The 15,556-nt window shown below is 62.7% G+C and carries 15 protein-coding genes; 6 read left to right on the plus strand and 9 right to left on the minus strand.

What is annotated here, in order from left to right; translation table 11 throughout:
- Positions 1–274: 274 nt before the first annotated feature.
- Positions 275–1,474, minus strand: coding sequence for a tyrosine--tRNA ligase (gene tyrS, locus E0L37_RS20860; protein WP_133493569.1), 1,200 nt, complete (start codon positions 1,472–1,474; stop codon positions 275–277).
- A gap of 311 nt (positions 1,475–1,785) precedes the next feature.
- Between tyrS and E0L37_RS20865 the strand changes: the two genes are divergently transcribed.
- Together E0L37_RS20865 and E0L37_RS20870 are read left to right on the plus strand one after the other, a co-directional pair.
- Positions 1,786–3,072 (plus strand): peptidoglycan DD-metalloendopeptidase family protein, encoded by a 1,287-nt coding sequence (locus E0L37_RS20865; RefSeq protein WP_370450654.1) that lies wholly within the window; start codon positions 1,786–1,788, stop codon positions 3,070–3,072.
- Complete coding sequence (locus E0L37_RS20870) at positions 3,062–4,153, plus strand: anhydro-N-acetylmuramic acid kinase (protein WP_133493570.1); 1,092 nt, start codon at positions 3,062–3,064, stop codon at positions 4,151–4,153. Before E0L37_RS20865 ends, E0L37_RS20870 begins: the two co-directional genes overlap by 11 nt.
- Here E0L37_RS20870 and E0L37_RS20875 read toward each other — a convergent pair whose 3' ends face one another.
- From E0L37_RS20875 to E0L37_RS20895, 5 genes are all read right to left on the minus strand, one after another.
- Entirely contained in the window at positions 4,154–4,696 is a 543-nt protein-coding gene (locus E0L37_RS20875) for a phosphatase PAP2 family protein (protein ID WP_236564190.1), read from the minus strand.
- 103 nt (positions 4,697–4,799) lie between these two features.
- Positions 4,800–5,138 carry an iron-sulfur cluster insertion protein ErpA gene (gene erpA, locus E0L37_RS20880; protein WP_236564191.1) on the minus strand — a complete coding sequence of 113 codons (339 nt, stop codon included), beginning with the start codon at positions 5,136–5,138 and terminating at the stop codon, positions 4,800–4,802.
- 232 nt (positions 5,139–5,370) lie between these two features.
- Entirely contained in the window at positions 5,371–5,808 is a 438-nt protein-coding gene (locus tag E0L37_RS20885; RefSeq protein ID WP_133493572.1) for a polymer-forming cytoskeletal protein, read from the minus strand.
- Between the two features lie 66 nt (positions 5,809–5,874).
- A complete protein-coding gene (locus tag E0L37_RS20890; protein WP_133493573.1) occupies positions 5,875–6,612 on the minus strand; it encodes a DUF6776 family protein in 738 nt (245 codons plus the stop codon).
- A gap of 328 nt (positions 6,613–6,940) precedes the next feature.
- Positions 6,941–8,317, minus strand: a complete 1,377-nt coding sequence (locus E0L37_RS20895) for a chloride channel protein (RefSeq protein ID WP_133493574.1) — start codon at positions 8,315–8,317, stop codon at positions 6,941–6,943.
- Between the two features lie 443 nt (positions 8,318–8,760).
- Here E0L37_RS20895 and hemJ point away from each other — a divergent pair, with 443 nt between their 5' ends.
- From hemJ to hemL, 4 genes are all read left to right on the plus strand, one after another.
- Positions 8,761–9,186 carry a protoporphyrinogen oxidase HemJ gene (hemJ, locus tag E0L37_RS20900; protein WP_133493575.1) on the plus strand — a complete coding sequence of 142 codons (426 nt, stop codon included), beginning with the start codon at positions 8,761–8,763 and terminating at the stop codon, positions 9,184–9,186.
- Positions 9,187–9,291: 105 nt separating this feature from the next.
- Positions 9,292–10,086, plus strand: coding sequence for a hydroxymethylpyrimidine/phosphomethylpyrimidine kinase (locus tag E0L37_RS20905; RefSeq protein WP_166643114.1), 795 nt, complete (start codon positions 9,292–9,294; stop codon positions 10,084–10,086).
- A complete protein-coding gene (gene thiE, locus E0L37_RS20910; RefSeq protein WP_133493576.1) occupies positions 10,083–10,721 on the plus strand; it encodes a thiamine phosphate synthase in 639 nt (212 codons plus the stop codon). Before E0L37_RS20905 ends, thiE begins: the two co-directional genes overlap by 4 nt.
- A 144-nt stretch (positions 10,722–10,865) precedes the next feature.
- Positions 10,866–12,152 (plus strand): glutamate-1-semialdehyde 2,1-aminomutase, encoded by a 1,287-nt coding sequence (gene hemL, locus E0L37_RS20915; RefSeq protein WP_133493577.1) that lies wholly within the window; start codon positions 10,866–10,868, stop codon positions 12,150–12,152.
- 14 nt (positions 12,153–12,166) lie between these two features.
- Here hemL and ybaK read toward each other — a convergent pair whose 3' ends face one another.
- Genes ybaK through mrcB form a run of 3 tightly spaced genes read right to left on the minus strand, consistent with a single transcriptional unit; the run spans position 12,167 to position 15,440 of the window.
- Complete coding sequence (ybaK, locus tag E0L37_RS20920) at positions 12,167–12,631, minus strand: Cys-tRNA(Pro) deacylase (RefSeq protein ID WP_133493578.1); 465 nt, start codon at positions 12,629–12,631, stop codon at positions 12,167–12,169.
- Positions 12,628–13,140 carry a lipopolysaccharide assembly protein LapB gene (locus E0L37_RS20925; RefSeq protein ID WP_133493579.1) on the minus strand — a complete coding sequence of 171 codons (513 nt, stop codon included), beginning with the start codon at positions 13,138–13,140 and terminating at the stop codon, positions 12,628–12,630. Before E0L37_RS20925 ends, ybaK begins: the two co-directional genes overlap by 4 nt.
- A complete protein-coding gene (gene mrcB / locus E0L37_RS20930; protein WP_133493580.1) occupies positions 13,116–15,440 on the minus strand; it encodes a penicillin-binding protein 1B in 2,325 nt (774 codons plus the stop codon). The genes E0L37_RS20925 and mrcB overlap by 25 nt, the downstream gene beginning before the upstream one ends.
- Between the last annotated feature and the right edge of the window lie 116 nt (positions 15,441–15,556).

Raw genomic sequence — 15,556 nt, forward strand, 5'->3', positions numbered from 1 at the left:
AAGGAGCACTTAAATCATGCTCAACTCATTACAACTCAACTGGGTTGACTTGTTCAGAGTCGATATCTAGTAAAGAACTCGACCCCAAACAGGTCCCACACGTTTGCTTGCCTGATTGTTAAAGAGCTGCGGGGCCGCGTCTGCGTTGTTGCCCCGTCGAGGAGTGCGCATTCTACGGATCGCGCCTTTCCTGTCAAACCTTTTTTTGAACTTTCCTGAAAAAAACTTTCGATCGCCTACTTTTCAGCCAAACCCGGGCTTTCCGCCCCCGGAATCACGTGATCGTGACCCGGGCGATCTTCTTCTTACCGGCTTGAATCACGGCACTTTCGCCGCGCTTGAAACTGCGCTCCAAGGTCAGCTGCTGGCCATCCACATAAACCGCGCCACGCCCGAACACGTCCTTGGCCGCTTTGCCATTCTGGGCCAGCCCGGCAAGACGAAGCAACGGCACGATGTGCACCTCATCCTCATCGCCCAAAGCCACCTCGACCTCCGGCACGTTTTCCGGAATATCCCCCAGGGCAGTAAGGTTACCCGCGGAGGATGGCGCCGTCCGCGCCGCTTCCTCACCATGAAAACGGGTCACCATCTCCAGGGCAAACGCCTTTTTAGCCTCCTGGGGACTCCCCAGACGCTCGGCCTCCACCTTCAAACGGACCAGTTCTTCATTGGACACGGCACTGAGCAGCTCGTAGTAGCGCCAGGTCAGAGCGTCCGGCAGAGACAGCAATTTGCGGTACATATCCCCGGGCGCGTCGGTAACGCCAACATAGTTACCCAGGGACTTGGACATCTTCTGCACCCCGTCCAGCCCCTCCAACAGCGGCATGGTCAGGCAGATCTGTGGCGGCTGGCCATGCCCTTTCTGCAGCGTGCGCCCCATCAGAAGATTGAACTTCTGGTCGGTCCCACCCAGCTCGACATCAGCCCGCAACGCCACGGAGTCATATCCCTGCACCAACGGATAGAGGAATTCATGGATGGCAATCGGCTGGTTACCACGGTAGCGCTTATCAAAATCGTCCCGCTCAAGCATCCGCGCCACCGTGTACTGACTGGCCAGGCGGATCATGTCGGCGGCATCCAGCTCACTCATCCAGGAGGAGTTGAACGCCACCTCGGTCTTGTCCGGGTCCAGAATCTTGAACACCTGCTCCTTGTACGTCTCCGCATTGCGCAGCACGTCCTCACGGCTGAGCGGCGGCCGGGTGACACTTTTTCCGGAGGGATCCCCGATCATTCCGGTGAAATCACCGATCAGGAAGATCACCTGGTGCCCCAGATCCTGGAAATGGCGGAGTTTATTGATCAGAACGGTATGACCCAGGTGCAGATCCGGAGCAGTGGGATCAAAGCCGGCTTTGATGCGAAGTGGGCGCCCGCTTTCCAGACGAGCCCGCAGCTCGTCTTCCTGAATAATCTCATCCGCGCCCCGGCGAATCAGCGCCAGTTGTTGATCCACATCAGTCATCGATTGCCTCTGCCTTTCCATATTCGCGCCTCTTTTCCCGCCCGAAAGTCAGGGAACCGGCGCCACTAGCTGGTGCTCCAATAACACCAGTCTGTTTGAAACGCGGCATTGTAGCACCTTGGAATAGTTGTAAAAGACATATAAAGACAGGTATCTTTGCTGCAATATTTTTTTCATCGCCTCAGGCGGCACAAACTCAGAGCGCTACTTACAGCATGAGAAAACATATATCCGCCCTCGGTCGATCGGTGCGCCACTTTCCCCGCACCCACCTTTTGCTCTCCGGAAGCCTTGTTCTAATCGTCACCCTTGTGACCCTGTTACCGGAATCCGGAGAGAGTCGACCCGAACGCCCCCAGACCCTGAATTTGAACCTCGAAGCCGCTGGCAATCCGCCAACCGCCGCCGAGCCGGGCCCGGCGGCCACCCCCAGCGCCACACCGGCCAGTGAACTCGCCTCCGAACCGACGCCCGCCGAGCCTGCCCCTCAATGGGAAACCATCACCGTGGCCTCGGGGGACACCCTGGGCCGCCTGCTGCAGGACCGCGGCGTCACCGCCACTCAGGTTCATCGGTTGGTGACCGGCGACCAGCGCCTGCGAGACCTCAAGAATATCCGCCCCGGCCAGACCTTCGAGGTTCTGCTCAACGACCAGGGCGAACTGCAGGCTCTGAAATACAAGCCCTCCAGGATTCAGACCATTACCGCCACCCTTACCGGGGACGGTAGCTGGCAAGCCAGCAGCGAGCAGCGCGAGTACCAGCGCCGCGTCCGCTTCGCCGATGCCACCATCAACAGCTCTCTGTTCCTGGCCGGCCAGGCCGCCGGCATGAGCGACAATCTGACCATGCAACTGGCCAACATCTTCGGCTGGGATGTGGATTTCGTTCTCGACATTCGCCCTGGAGATCGCTTCCGCGTGCTCTTCGAGGAGCTGTACCTGGACGGCGAGAAAGTGGGCGAAGGCGACATTCTGGCCGCCGAGTTCTGGAACCGGGGCCGCCACCTCACGGCTTATCAGTATGAGGATGAAGACGGCGCCATGGCGTACCTGGACGCCGAGGGTAACTCCATGCGCAAGGCCTTCATTCGCACCCCGGTGGCGTTTTCCCGCATCAGCTCCGGCTTTAACCCGGGGCGTCGTCACCCGGTACTGAACACCATCCGCGCGCACAAGGGCACCGACTACGCCGCCCCTTCCGGCACGCCAATCAAGGCCGCGGGCAAAGGCAAGGTGATCTTCGCCGGTGTGAAAGGCGGCTATGGCAATGTGGTCATCCTTCAGCACGGCCGTCGTTACACCACTCTGTACGCCCATATGCGGGGCTTCGCCAAGGGCATTCGCGTGGGCACACGGGTCAACCAGGGCCAGACCATCGGCTATGTGGGTTCGTCCGGCCTCGCCACCGGCCCGCACCTGCACTATGAGTTCCGCATTGACGGCACGCATCGCAACCCGCAAACCGTCCCTCTGCCCAAGGCACAGGGCGTCAGCCCGGGGAACAAGGAGCAGTACCTGACCCAGGTGCGTCGAATCAACTCGCAGATGACCCTGTTCGCCGGCGCCGCCACCCTGGCACGCAGCGATGTCCGGTGACGGGCTCTACATCGGTTTGATGACCGGCACCAGCGTCGATGGCATCGACGCTGTGCTGGCCCGCATCGGCAAGCGGGATTTCCAACTCCTCACCCACCAGGGCTTCCCCTTACCCGACACCTTGCGTGACGACATCCTGAGGCTGTGTCGCGGTGGCCCGGATGAGATCGATCAAGCCGGCCGCCTTCATCGGCGGCTCGGCGATGCCTATGCTCACGCCACGCGGGCCTTGCTGGCCCGGTCCGGTCACCAACCTGATCAAATCCACGCCGTCGGCTGTCATGGCCAGACAGTCCGCCATCGCCCCGGCGATCCGGGTTTCAGCGTTCAGCTCGGTTGCCCGGACACCCTCGCCGTCCACACCGGCATCCCGGTGGTGAGCAATTTCCGCAATAAAGACATGGTGCTCGGCGGCCAGGGAGCCCCCTTGGTTCCCCGCTTCCATCAGCAGCTGTTCGGGGCGGTGGCGCCACGGGTCGCGGTGGTCAACATCGGCGGCATGGCCAACGTCTCCCTGCTGGATGGAGGGGAATTGATTGGCGGCTTCGACACCGGCCCCGGCAATGTTCTGATGGACCTCTGGGTGCAACAGCACCAGGGCGAACCCTATGATCAATCCGGCGCCTGGGCGGCCGGCGGCACCCTCCTGCCGGATCTACTGAGCGCCCTGCTGGCCGACCCTTATTTTCAGCTACCTCCGCCCAAAAGCACCGGCCGTGAGCATTTCAACGAGGACTGGCTGCGGCGGCATTTGCCGGCGGACGCCAACGCTCAGCAGGTCCAAAGCACCCTGGCGGAGCTGACCGCCCGCAGCATCGCCGACGCCGTCGAGGATTTCGCGCCGCAACAGCTGCTGGTCTGCGGAGGGGGCGCTCACAACCAGCATTTACTGGCCCGCCTTTCCACGCTGCTTGGAATTCCAGTACGTTCCACCGAGGGTTTTGGTCTGCATCCGGACTGGGTGGAGGCCAGCGCCTTTGCCTGGCTGGCCTGGGCCAGAATCGAAGGGGAAACGGGAAATGCACCGTCCGTTACCGGAGCCAGCCGGGCCGCGGTGCTTGGCCAGCTCACACTCCCCTGATTACACGCTCCCGAGAATCCACAGCGCACTCAGCGTGGACGAGACGCCCAGAGTGGCGCCAGCGAGGATATCCGTCGGATAGTGCACGCCCAGCAGTACACGTGAAGCACCCACCATGAGAGCGAACAACACGGCCATGGGCGCCAGTGCCGGAAAGAAGACACAAATCAGGGTGGCCATCACGGAAGCCGCGGCGGTGTGCCCCGACGGGAAGCTGAATCGGTCCGCCGGTTTGATGAAGGCGTTAAGGGCTTCCACGCTGTCCGCCGGACGTGGGCGGCGAATCAGATTCTTCAGCAGCATGAACGCCGGCACCTCAATGACGTAGGCAATCGCCGCCGCCTGAGCGAACACCGTGCCGATGCCATCCAGCAAAGTCCAGACCAGAGCCACCAGCACCACATACAGGGGCCCATCGCCAAGACGGGAAACCAGGCGCGCCACCTTCGCCCAACGGGCGGCCCGGGGCTGTTTGGACAACCAGCACATGGCACGCACGTCGGCGGCGGTCATACGTTGGAAACTGGGTCGCTGAATCATCATGCCTCCAGCATCCATGCCCGTGGAGACAATGATTTGACTGTTTGGTGACGGTTTTATGACGATCCGCCAAGAGTGTCTCGCACGGCGATTGCCCTTGGGAGATTTACACAGAGAAGGACGAACCGCAACCGCAAGTGGTGGCCGCATTGGGATTATTGACCACGAACCGGGAACCCATCAGCCCCTGCTCATAGTCCACCTCGGAGCCATCCAGATACTGGATACTCATGGCGTCCACCAGCAGGGTCACGCCCTCCCGGTCCACCGAGGTGTCGTCGTCGTTAACCTGCTCATCGAAAGTAAAACCGTAGGAGAATCCCGCACAACCGCCGCCAGTGATGTACACCCGCAGCTTCAGATTGGGATTGCCTTCGTCATCACGCAGCTCCTGGACTTTCTGAGCCGCGCGTTCGGTCAGGGTAATAGGTGCGGATTCGCTCATCATGATCACTTCATATCCAGGGCGAGCATGGTCCAATACCTGAGTGTTTTAGTCAAGAATAGCAAGCCCCCCCTTCGTCACCCGTCACACCGGAATCGTTCCGACGCCCCCGGATCAATACACCCGAGGGCCAACACGGAAACCACCAGTCCGCTCCATCGCTGACAGCGACTGCGCTCTCGCCAGGAATCTCGCCACTCGACACGCGTCAGACCGCGACAGGCCCGATGGCTCAGACGGTTTCCGCCGGATCCGCCTCGACCTGCTTTCCGGCTTTTTGCCCGGGAGCCGGCAGATTCCGCCGTTCCTCGTCCATACGCACCAGCTTACCGTTAACCCGGGCTCCCATCACCATTTCCAGCATGATGTAGTAGACGTTGCCGTCCACCGACGCCTTGCTGGCCAGTTCCAGATGCTCGGCGGCGCTGACGTCGCCCTCCACCCTGCCATTGATGGTGACCCGTGGCACCTGTATCTCGCCACGCACCACTCCGGTCTCCCCGATGATCAGTTGTCCGCCGTCATCACCGGCACGAATATTCCCTTCCACTTCCCCCTGAATATGCAGGCCACCGGTGAATTCCACATCCCCCAAGATGCGGGCACTAGCGGCGATCAGGGTGTGGTCGCGAAAGCCTTGACTATTGCCTTTCTTGTCTCGACCCAACACCGTTGTCTCCTGATGATTATCGTTTTGCCGGGGCGCATCGGAACACGCCCCACTCCCCCAGGAACCTTACCAAGGCAGTCGCTGTTCCGACTGCGCGGTCCTTCGCCCGGATGCCGTGGCGGTCACCTCCAGAGATGACACCTGCAGTTCCGCGGGCACCGTTACGATACCCGAAAGCTCCTGGAAATACCGGAACTGAAACCTGTCCTCGCTGTGCTCTTCCAGGTAATCAGCCGCATCGGCGGTGAACGCTTCGCCTTCGCGGCTGCCGCGCAGGGTGAAACTGACGCGGCCGGACAAAGCATCACGGTTTTCCCCGGTCTGTACCAGCACCAGGCGATAACGCACCCGCCGCTCACCCTCCGCGGGGCTCAGTTCCAGTTTTTGCACTACCAACCCGTGATCTTCATCGCTGGGGGACATCACATTCTTGTAGAACGAGACCGCCTGTTCCAATTCCGCCTGCTGATCCCGCAAGCCCCGGATCTCCTGGCGCAATTGCTCCCGCGCCTGCTCCCCCACCTGAGCTTCGGTACGGTACACCGCCAGTTCCTTCCGGGCCTGATCCAACTCCTGTTTGACCTGGTGCAAAGAGCGCCGGGCGGGACCGTCATCCTCGCCTTCGCGAGTGTCGCCGGCGATCACCGACAGCCCCGGCACACCGTACCACCAGACCAAAGCGCCGCCACCCACCAGACACACCAGGCACAGTAACGATACCGCCAGGCCCGCCAGCAAACGCCGCCGCCGCTGGGTGGAGGGGCTGACCGGTACCAGCACCACATCGTCCAATCGGTTCTTCACGCCCCACTTCGCCATCAGGACCACAACCCGCTATCGCCATTAGCGATGCGTGCCCCGTGCTTGTTTGCCGTTTCGGCCAAGGCCATAGAATGCTCCAAAATAGATAATTCCCCCGAGCTCCTGACCGTTCAGGCCACCGGAACGGGAAAATAATAGGCAGGGCCATCCGGCCCGGCAACTCAGAGTCTGTTTAAGATCTGTTGCCGCCAGCCCATGCGGAATGAGAACTGCGTACAGTCGGGATCGCGACCCAACGACACGCTACCCCGGGTACTACCGGGTAAACAGGAACCTCCGGCGCGTCGGCGAATAGAGCCTGAACAGGCCCTCAGACCGCCTTGTCCTCACTCGCGGGACGCCTCCCCTCCGCCGCCATCCCCGCGCCGTTGGCCATGCGTTCCGCCAGGGAATCGTATAATGGACGCGACCATACCAGCTTCGACACCGCGGCGGACAAAAACGCGCCCACCATCAGAGACAACAGCAGATCATGTCGGTTACCGGTCAGTTCCATAACAATCACAAAGGAAGTGATTGGCCGCTGAATCACGCCGGCCAGAAACGCCGCCATCGCCACCACGGTAATGCCGACCACCGAGGCCTCCGGGAACCAGCCGCTCACGGCGCTGCCAATGCCGGCGCCAGCCGCCAGGCTGGGCGAGAACAAGCCTCCGGGGAGCCCGGTGAAATAGGACACCAGAGTCGCGCCCATTTTCGCCAGCGGGAAGGACCAGTCGCCAATATGCTCCCCATCCAGCAGGCTGCGCGCCTCTTCGTACCCGCTGCCATAGGTGGCGCCTCCGGTAAGCAGCCCCAGAGCCACCAACACCACGCCGCAGAGGAATACTACCCGATACGGATGTCTGACGGCGTGCGGTGTCAGCCAGCGACTGCCGCTGATCAGCAACCGACTGAACAAACCGCCCAGCAAGCCGCAAATCAGCGCCACCACGCCAATGGCCAGCCAGTTGGCGGTCAGTTCCAGATCGCCCTGGGGATGGCCAAAGTAGCTGTAATGGCCGTTGATCATCAGCACCACCACCCCCGAGAGAATGATGGCCAGAATCAGGGTACCGCTGGTGCGCTGCTCGAAGGAGCCGGACAGCTCCTCAATGGCGAACACGATCCCGGCCAACGGAGCGTTGAACGCCGCCGATACCCCGGCCGCGCCGCCGGCGACGATCAGAGCGTTATCCACGTATTTTTGTTGCAGCCGCCCCACCTGGCCCACCGAATACATCATCGCGGCGCCGATTTGCACACTCGGGCCTTCGCGGCCGATGCTGGCGCCACACAGCACCCCGAGCACGGTGAGAACGAACTTCAGCGCGATCACCCGCAGCGACAGGAAGGTGGGGCGCAACCAATGGTAGCGTTGCTTGAGCACCACCAATACCTGAGGAATCCCGCTACCTTGGGCTTCCGGCCCCATGCGGCGCATCAGCCAGATGATCACCATCATCCCCAGCGGGGTCATGGCGACAGGAATGTAAGGCGAATAAGCGTGAATGCGATTGAAGGTTTCCGCGGCCAGCTCCACCGCCCAGGCGAACCCCACCACCAGCAACCCCACCAGCAGAGCACCGATCCAGAACACGGCGCGCAGCTTCCAGTCCTGAATGGTGCCCAATTGCCTGCGCGTAAGGCGCCGCGTGCGAAAGAAGTAATAACGTAACAGCCGGCCGGAACGCGGTCTTCTCTTCACTAGACTCCCCGAGCAGAAAAGCACACCCCGGCCAGCCCTCCGCCAACCCGGACGTGATTATTGGGAGCCTGCTCATGATCTTTACACCACCGCGTTGCTGCTGGAAAAGGCGCCAGGCAAGGCGTGGACTGCAGGCTCTGGTGGTTCCAAAATCAAAGTCCGTAACGCAGCATGGCGCCTTTTCCAGCGCAACCCGAAGGGACGGGCGCCCCTTGTGCCCTCCGGGTATTTTGCCGCCAGCCCGCGATTACGCCTGTTTATGTAGATTGACTACACCGCACAATCGGAATCACGACCTGACGACACTGTCCACCAGGTGAGAAGGGAGCACCGGCGCGGTGGCGTAAAGATCATGAGCAGGCTCCATTAAAAAGCCGTTATAGTGTACGCCCGGAAGCCCGGTACAGCCACTGGGCTGCTTCCGCTACAAGGAGCCCCGCCCCATGTTTTTGTGGCTGAAAGCCTTTCATTTGATTGCGGTTATATGCTGGTTCGCTGGTATTTTTTACCTTCCACGCCTGTTCGTGTATCACGCCATGGCCGAGGATCAGGTCAGTCGCGAGCGTTTCAAGATCATGGAGCGCAAGCTTTACCGGGGCATCATGAACCCGAGCATGATCGTCACCGTGGTGCTGGGCCTGTGGATGCTGATCAGCCATTGGGACCTGTACAAAACCCAGGGCTGGATGCACGCCAAGCTGGCCCTGGTGGTGCTGTTGATCGGCTACCATCATATGTGTCTGGCGCATCTGAAACGGTTCGCCGCCGACGCCAATACCAAAAGCCATCGGTTCTTTCGTGTGTTCAACGAAGTACCGGTACTGCTGCTGATCGGCATCGTGATTCTGGTGGTGGTGAAACCGTTCTGATCACGGCCCTTGACGCCATTGCTTGAACGCCCGACGCTAGCCTTATCACGTCCGCGCCCCGCGCGACGTGCCACTTTTCGCCCTTCGGCTTTCGACGACGACACCATGAAACCCAATATTCTTGTTATCGCCGGACACGACCCATCCGGCGGCGCCGGCATTCACGCCGATATCGAGGCAATCCATGATCTGGGCGGGCTGACCAGCACTCTGATCACCGCCCTGACCGTGCAGAACAGCCAGCACGTGCTGGGTTTCCAACTGACGGATATTGATCTGTTGGAGCGTCAGGCGGACGCCCTGCTCGCCGATTACGACTTCCAGGCGGTGAAGATCGGCATGACCGGATCCTTGGCCACGGTCCACTTCATCGCCCGCCTGCTGGCACGTTTGCCCGGTGTGCCGGTGATTCTGGACCCGGTCCTGGCGGCGGAAAGCGGCGGCAGCCTGACCAGGGAATCACTTGGCGACGCCATGATCAGCGAGTTGGCGCCGTTGTGCGAACTGCTCACCCCCAACCTGCCCGAGGCCCGGCTGCTGGCCGGGGAGGACGGCGAGCCTGACCCGGCGGGGGGGCAAAGCGCGGCCCGTTGCGGCCAGCGCCTGTGCCGGAGTGGCGCCAAAGCGGTGCTGATCACCGGCACCCATGACGATACCGATCAGGTCAGCAATCATCTGTTCCTGGACAGCGGCGAGACACAAAGCTGGCACTGGCGGCGCCTGCCCCATGTTTACCATGGTTCCGGCTGCACCCTGGCGTCCTCCATTGCCTGCCTGCGCGGCCAGGGCATGCCACTGGAACAAGCGGTGGCGGAGGGACAGGCTCATGTGGATCAATATCTGCGCGCCGCCTGGCGGCCGGGCCAGGGCCAGCACGTTCCGGACCGGAGGACGCCATGACATCCCCCTTGCACGGCCTCTACGCCATCACCGACCCGATGCTGATCCCGGACCAGCGCCTGCTGCCCGCGGCCCGGGCCGCTCTGCGCGGCGGCGCCCGGCTGCTGCAGTACCGCGACAAACCCGCCAGCGCCATGCAACGACTGGAGCGGGCCGGCCGCCTGGCGGAACTGTGCCACCAATACGACGCACTGTTCATCGTCAATGATGACCCGGCTCTGGCCCAGGCGGTCAATGCCGACGGCGTACATATGGGACAAAATGACGGTGCCGTACCCGCCGCCCGCGCCTTGCTTGGCGCCGACAAAATCATCGGCGTCTCCTGCCACGGCGATCTGGCACTGGCCGCCAAAGGCGCCGCCGAGGGCGCGGATTATCTGGCGCTGGGGCGCTTCTATCCGTCCCACACCAAGCCCAAGGCACCGCCGGTGACGCTGGATACCCTGCGGCAAGCCCGTGACCGCTTTACTCAACCGCTGGTTGCCATCGGCGGCATCACCGCGGACAACGCCCAACCGCTGATCGACGCTGGCGCCGATATGGTTGCTCTGATTCACGGCCTGTTCGCCACCGCCGACTGCGATGAGATCGAAGTCCGGGCGCGCCAGCTCTCCCGGTTGTTCCCCGTTCGCTGACCCGAAACAGGCTCTTCGGAGGTGGCGACCGGTTTCCGGAATACGCATAATGCCCATCAATCCCCGGTGGCGGATGCCACCCTCATGATCCTCTGTCCCGCTCCCCCACGAGCCGGGCCCGGATCCGTTTCGCAAGGAGTCCCCATGAGTCGCACGCAATCCGAGCAGCTGTTCCGCCGTGCCCAGAAGCACATTCCCGGTGGCGTCAACTCGCCGGTCCGCGCCTTCAACGGTGTCGGCGGCACCCCGGTGTTCTTCGAGCGGGCGGAGGGTGCATACCTGTTCGACGAGGACGACAACCGCTATGTCGACTACGTTGGCTCCTGGGGCCCCATGATACTGGGCCACAACGCCCCGGCGGTGCGCGAAGCGGTGCAACAGGCGGTGGCTCGCGGGCTGAGCTTCGGCGCCCCCACCGAGGCCGAAGTGGAGATGGCCGATCTGGTCTGCGAGATGGTGCCCTCCATGGACATGGTGCGCATGGTCAACTCCGGCACCGAAGCCACCATGTCCGCCATCCGCCTGGCTCGTGGTCATACCGGCCGGGACAAGATCATAAAATTCGAAGGGTGCTACCACGGCCATGTGGACAGCTTGCTGGTACAAGCCGGCTCCGGTGCCCTGACTCTGGGCACACCCAGCTCCCCCGGCGTGCCGGCGGCGGTCACCGCCGACACCCTGGTACTGCCCTATAACGACGCCGCCGCCGTGGCGGAAGTGTTCGCCAAGCAGGGTGGCGACATCGCCGCGGTGATCGTCGAGCCGGTGGCCGGCAACATGAACTGCGTACCGCCCACCCAGAGCTTCCTCGATGCCTTGCGGGCCCAGTGCAGCGAACACGGTGCGCTGCTGATCTTCGACGAGGTAATGACCGGCTTCCGCGTCGCTCTGGGCGGCGCCCAGGCCCTTTACGGCATCACCCCGGACCTCACCACCCTGGGCAAGATCATCGGCGGCGGCATGCCGGTGGGCGCTCTCGGCGGCCGGCGAGAGGTCATGGAAAGCCTGGCGCCACTGGGGCCGGTCTATCAGGCTGGCACCCTGTCAGGAAATCCGGTGGCGATGGCCGCCGGCCTGGCCACCCTGCGGGCTTTGCTCGAGCCCGGTTTCCATGACGCCCTGGAAGCCAGAGCCCGGCGCCTCACCGAGGGGTTATCGATGGCGGCGCGGGAATGCGGGATCGGCTTCACCACCAATCAGGTGGGCGGCATGTTCGGTCTGTTCTTTACCGAACAGACCCGGATCAGCCGTTTCTCGGAAGTGATGGCCTGCGACACGGAACGCTTCCAACGCTTTTTCCATGCCATGCTGGACCGCGGTATCTATCTGGCGCCCAGCGCCTTTGAGGCCGGTTTCGTCTCCATCGCCCACAGCGATGAAGACATCGACGCCACCATCAACGCCGCCCGCGAAGCGTTCGCGGCGCTGTAGCGGCAAACGGTGTGTTAGCGGGCCAGCAGCGCCAGACGACCGCCGGTCAGTGCCAGCAGGTCCGCCGGCGCCATTTCAATTTCCAAGCCGCGCCGGCCGCCGCTCATATACAAAACACTTTGGCTTTCGGCGCTGTCGTCGAGCCATAGCGGCAGCCGCTTTTTCTGCCCCAGCGGGCTGATACCCCCGAGCACATAGCCGGTAAGCCGCTGCGCCACGGCGGCATCCGCCATGGACGCTTTCTTACCGCCAGCGGCTTTGGCCAGAGCTTTCAGATCCAGCTGCTTGTGCACCGGCACCATGGCCACCTGAGGCCGCTCGTCCACCATTGCCAGCAGTGTCTTGAAGACCTGTTCAACCGGCAGGCCCAGAGCGTCCGCCGCTTCCAACCCATAGCTGGGGGCCTGTGGATCGGCTTGGTAGCTGTGTGTGCGAAAGGCCACGCCGGCTTTCTCGGCGGCCTTGACCGCCGGTGTCATGCGGTACCCCGGCGCAATTCCTGAGCCCGCTTCCTGGCCTCGCGAGCGCCGTCCTTGTCCCCCTGCCGCTCGCGGGCGGTGGCCACCAGTTCCCACAACTCCGCCTGATACCCCGGATTGTAGGGCGCCAGCCGCAAGGCTCTCAGGGCCAACCCTTCGGCGGAATGGGCGTCGCCTTCTTCCAGACGCAACCTGGCCAGTTGCCGATACACCCAGGATGAGTCAGGTTCCATGTTCAGCGCCCGCTCCAGGTAACGTCCGGCCGCGGACATATTGCCCTGGTTGCGAGCCCCCTCGGCGCGATCAAGCAGCGCCAGCGCCGGCGACCCTTGCAGGTCGGCCCGGGCATCCACCGGCTCCCGCCCGGGCTCACCGGAAGGCGTCGATGACGACGACGAGGATGAGGACGAAGAAGAGCCATAATCGCCTCCCGTGCCCGTCGTGGGTGTCGTCGCGCAACCGGCCAGCATGGCGGCCAGCAACGTCAGTCGAACCAGCCCTTGAACCATTGCAATACCCCTTTCTTGTTGTCGCCGTCACGAGACCCGCAACGGTCAGCCTCCTCGGGAATCGATGCGGGCAGCATCGGGTAACGGCGGGCGCCATCACAGCCCTCACCGCTGACCAGGGTACCGGACGGATCCATCCAAACCCACTCCACTCCGGCCGGGGGCTTCTGCGAGAGGCTGCGTTGCGGCAGCGAAGCCATCATTTGCGCCCATACCGGCACCGCGCCAGAGGAACCGCTGACTCCGGCAGGGCTATTGTCATCCCGACCGACCCACACCACCGCCAGATGATTGGCGGAGAAACCGGCGAACCAGGCATCGCGGAAATTATCGCTGGTGCCGGTCTTGCCGGCCACCTTCACCGAAGCCGGCAGCTTGGCACGCACGCCACGGCCGGTGCCCTGGTCGACCACATCCTGCATCGCCTGCTGCAACACGAACACCGGCTCCGGCGGTAGCACCTCCTCGGTGGTGATCGGGTAACGCGCGATCGGCTGGCCATCCTTATCGAGCACATCGGTGATCGAACGCAACGGCGTGGCGAAACCACCAGTGGCCAGCGGCTGATACATCATCGCCACCTCGAACGGCGTCAGCCCCAAGCTGCCCAACAGAATACTCGGATAGAGAGGGATATCCCGCTGTACCCCCAAGGTCTTCAGCGTGTCCGCCACCTTGTTCAGGCCCACATCCATGCCGAGTCGCGCCAGCGCCTGGTTGCGCGAACGCACCAGAACGTCATGTATCGGCATTGGGCCCAGGGATTTGTTGTCAAAGTTCTTTGGCTGCCAGGGGTCATTGTTGCGCAGCGGCACCGACAGCGGCTCATCGTTGACGATGGTGGCCAGACTGTATTTTTTCGGTTGCTCCAGCGCCGCCAGCACCACCGCTGGCTTCACCAGCGAACCGATCGGCCGCACCGCGTCCAGCGCCCTGTTGAAACCATGTTCCCGGGAGCGGCGATTGCTGACCACCGCCAATACATCCCCCTGGGTCGGCGCCACCACCACCACCGCGCCATTGAGATGGTTCTTGCCACCGGGATCCTTGCTTTCCAGATGATCGCGCAGCGCCTTTTCCGCCGCCAGTTGCGCCAGCACGTCCAGCGTGGAGTGAATACGCAGACCATCGACGCCAAGCACTTCCGGCGGATAGTCGCGGGCAAGCTGGCGCCGCACCAGATCGATGAACGCGGGGAACGCGTAAAGTGGCGACTCGCCTCGTGGCACCACTTCCAGTCCCCGTTTGCTGAAGCGGTGCAGTTCTTCCTCGCTCAGCGCGCCCTGCTGACGAGCCACCTGCAACACCGTGTTGCGACGCTTCAGCGAACGCTCCGGACGGCGGCGCGGATCGTACCAGCTGGGCCCCTTGAGCAACCCCACCAGGGTCGCCAGTTGATGGGGCTCCAGTTCTTCCAGGGGACGACCGAAATAGAACTGCGCACCCAGCCCCATGCCATGGATGGAACGGGATCCGTCCTGGCCAAGGTACACCTCATTGATATAGGCCTCGAGAATCTGCTCCTTGCTGTAGTGCAGTTCCAGCAGCACCGCCATTGGCAGTTCCACCAGTTTACGCAGCAGGGTGCGATCCTGCGTGAGCCAGAAATTCTTCACCAGCTGCTGGGTCAGCGTGCTGCCACCCTGCACCAGACGGCCGGCTTTGATATTGGCCAGCATGGCCCGGGCCAGGCCGCGCAGGGACACCCCGTGATGCTCGTGGAAATCCTGATCCTCGGTGGCCAGCAACATCTTGACCATCAGCGGCGGCACCCGGTCCAGCGGCACATAGACCCGGTCCTCGCTGTGCCCCGGATGGATGCTGCCAATCTGCATTGGCTCCAGCCGCGCCAGAGAGCCGCCCTGCCCGGCCCGCAACGATGCGATCTCACCACCGCCAAGACGAAGATTAAGGCGCTGGGACGGTTCGCCACCGTCGCTGTCGCGGAACCCCCGGGTATGAATGATCAGCTGATTGCCGTTCACCGAATAACTACCGGCCGTGGGCGCGCCCGGCGCCTGCCGGTAACGCATCAGCTCCAGCATTTTGAGCATGTCCGCCCGCGACAGAACCCGTCCGGGATACAGCTCCACCGGCCGGGCATAGACCCGCGCCGGCAGCTGCCAGACATGGCTGTCGAACCGTTCCTGCACCAGAGCGTCCAGATAGATCAGGCCAGCGGCCATCGCCACCAGCCCCACCGCCAGGACCTTGGCGAGGAAACGCCCACTGATCCAGCGCCGCGCCGACGCTTTCTTCTTACGGCGGCGCGGAGCCGCTCTCTTCGCTTTTTTTGCCATGGCCGGGAGTATACGGAAAAGTGTGGGGATTTTATGAGGGCCCCGGAAAGTTTGATGCGCCGGCGCTGATCTTTGAGGAAATTTTGCAACCGCCCCGCCCATCTCCATAATAGGCC

It is taken from the genome of Alcanivorax sp. 24, assembly GCF_004360225.1.
Taxonomy (GTDB): Bacteria; Pseudomonadota; Gammaproteobacteria; order Pseudomonadales; family Alcanivoracaceae; genus Alloalcanivorax; species Alloalcanivorax xiamenensis.

Excerpts from the sequence above, each read along its gene's own strand:
- erpA (WP_236564191.1), bottom strand. The coding sequence starts at position 5,138 with ATGAGCGAATCCGCACCTATTACCCTGACCGAACGCGCGGCTCAGAAA.
- E0L37_RS20905 (WP_166643114.1), top strand. The coding sequence starts at position 9,292 with ATGAAACCCAATATTCTTGTTATCGCCGGACACGACCCATCCGGCGGC.
- E0L37_RS20875 (WP_236564190.1), bottom strand. The coding sequence starts at position 4,696 with ATGATGATTCAGCGACCCAGTTTCCAACGTATGACCGCCGCCGACGTG.
- mrcB (WP_133493580.1), bottom strand. The coding sequence starts at position 15,440 with ATGGCAAAAAAAGCGAAGAGAGCGGCTCCGCGCCGCCGTAAGAAGAAA.
- hemJ (WP_133493575.1), top strand. The coding sequence starts at position 8,761 with ATGTTTTTGTGGCTGAAAGCCTTTCATTTGATTGCGGTTATATGCTGG.
- E0L37_RS20870 (WP_133493570.1), top strand. The coding sequence starts at position 3,062 with ATGTCCGGTGACGGGCTCTACATCGGTTTGATGACCGGCACCAGCGTC.
- thiE (WP_133493576.1), top strand. The coding sequence starts at position 10,083 with ATGACATCCCCCTTGCACGGCCTCTACGCCATCACCGACCCGATGCTG.
- ybaK (WP_133493578.1), bottom strand. The coding sequence starts at position 12,631 with ATGACACCGGCGGTCAAGGCCGCCGAGAAAGCCGGCGTGGCCTTTCGC.
- tyrS (WP_133493569.1), bottom strand. The coding sequence starts at position 1,474 with ATGACTGATGTGGATCAACAACTGGCGCTGATTCGCCGGGGCGCGGAT.
- E0L37_RS20925 (WP_133493579.1), bottom strand. The coding sequence starts at position 13,140 with ATGGTTCAAGGGCTGGTTCGACTGACGTTGCTGGCCGCCATGCTGGCC.
- hemL (WP_133493577.1), top strand. The coding sequence starts at position 10,866 with ATGAGTCGCACGCAATCCGAGCAGCTGTTCCGCCGTGCCCAGAAGCAC.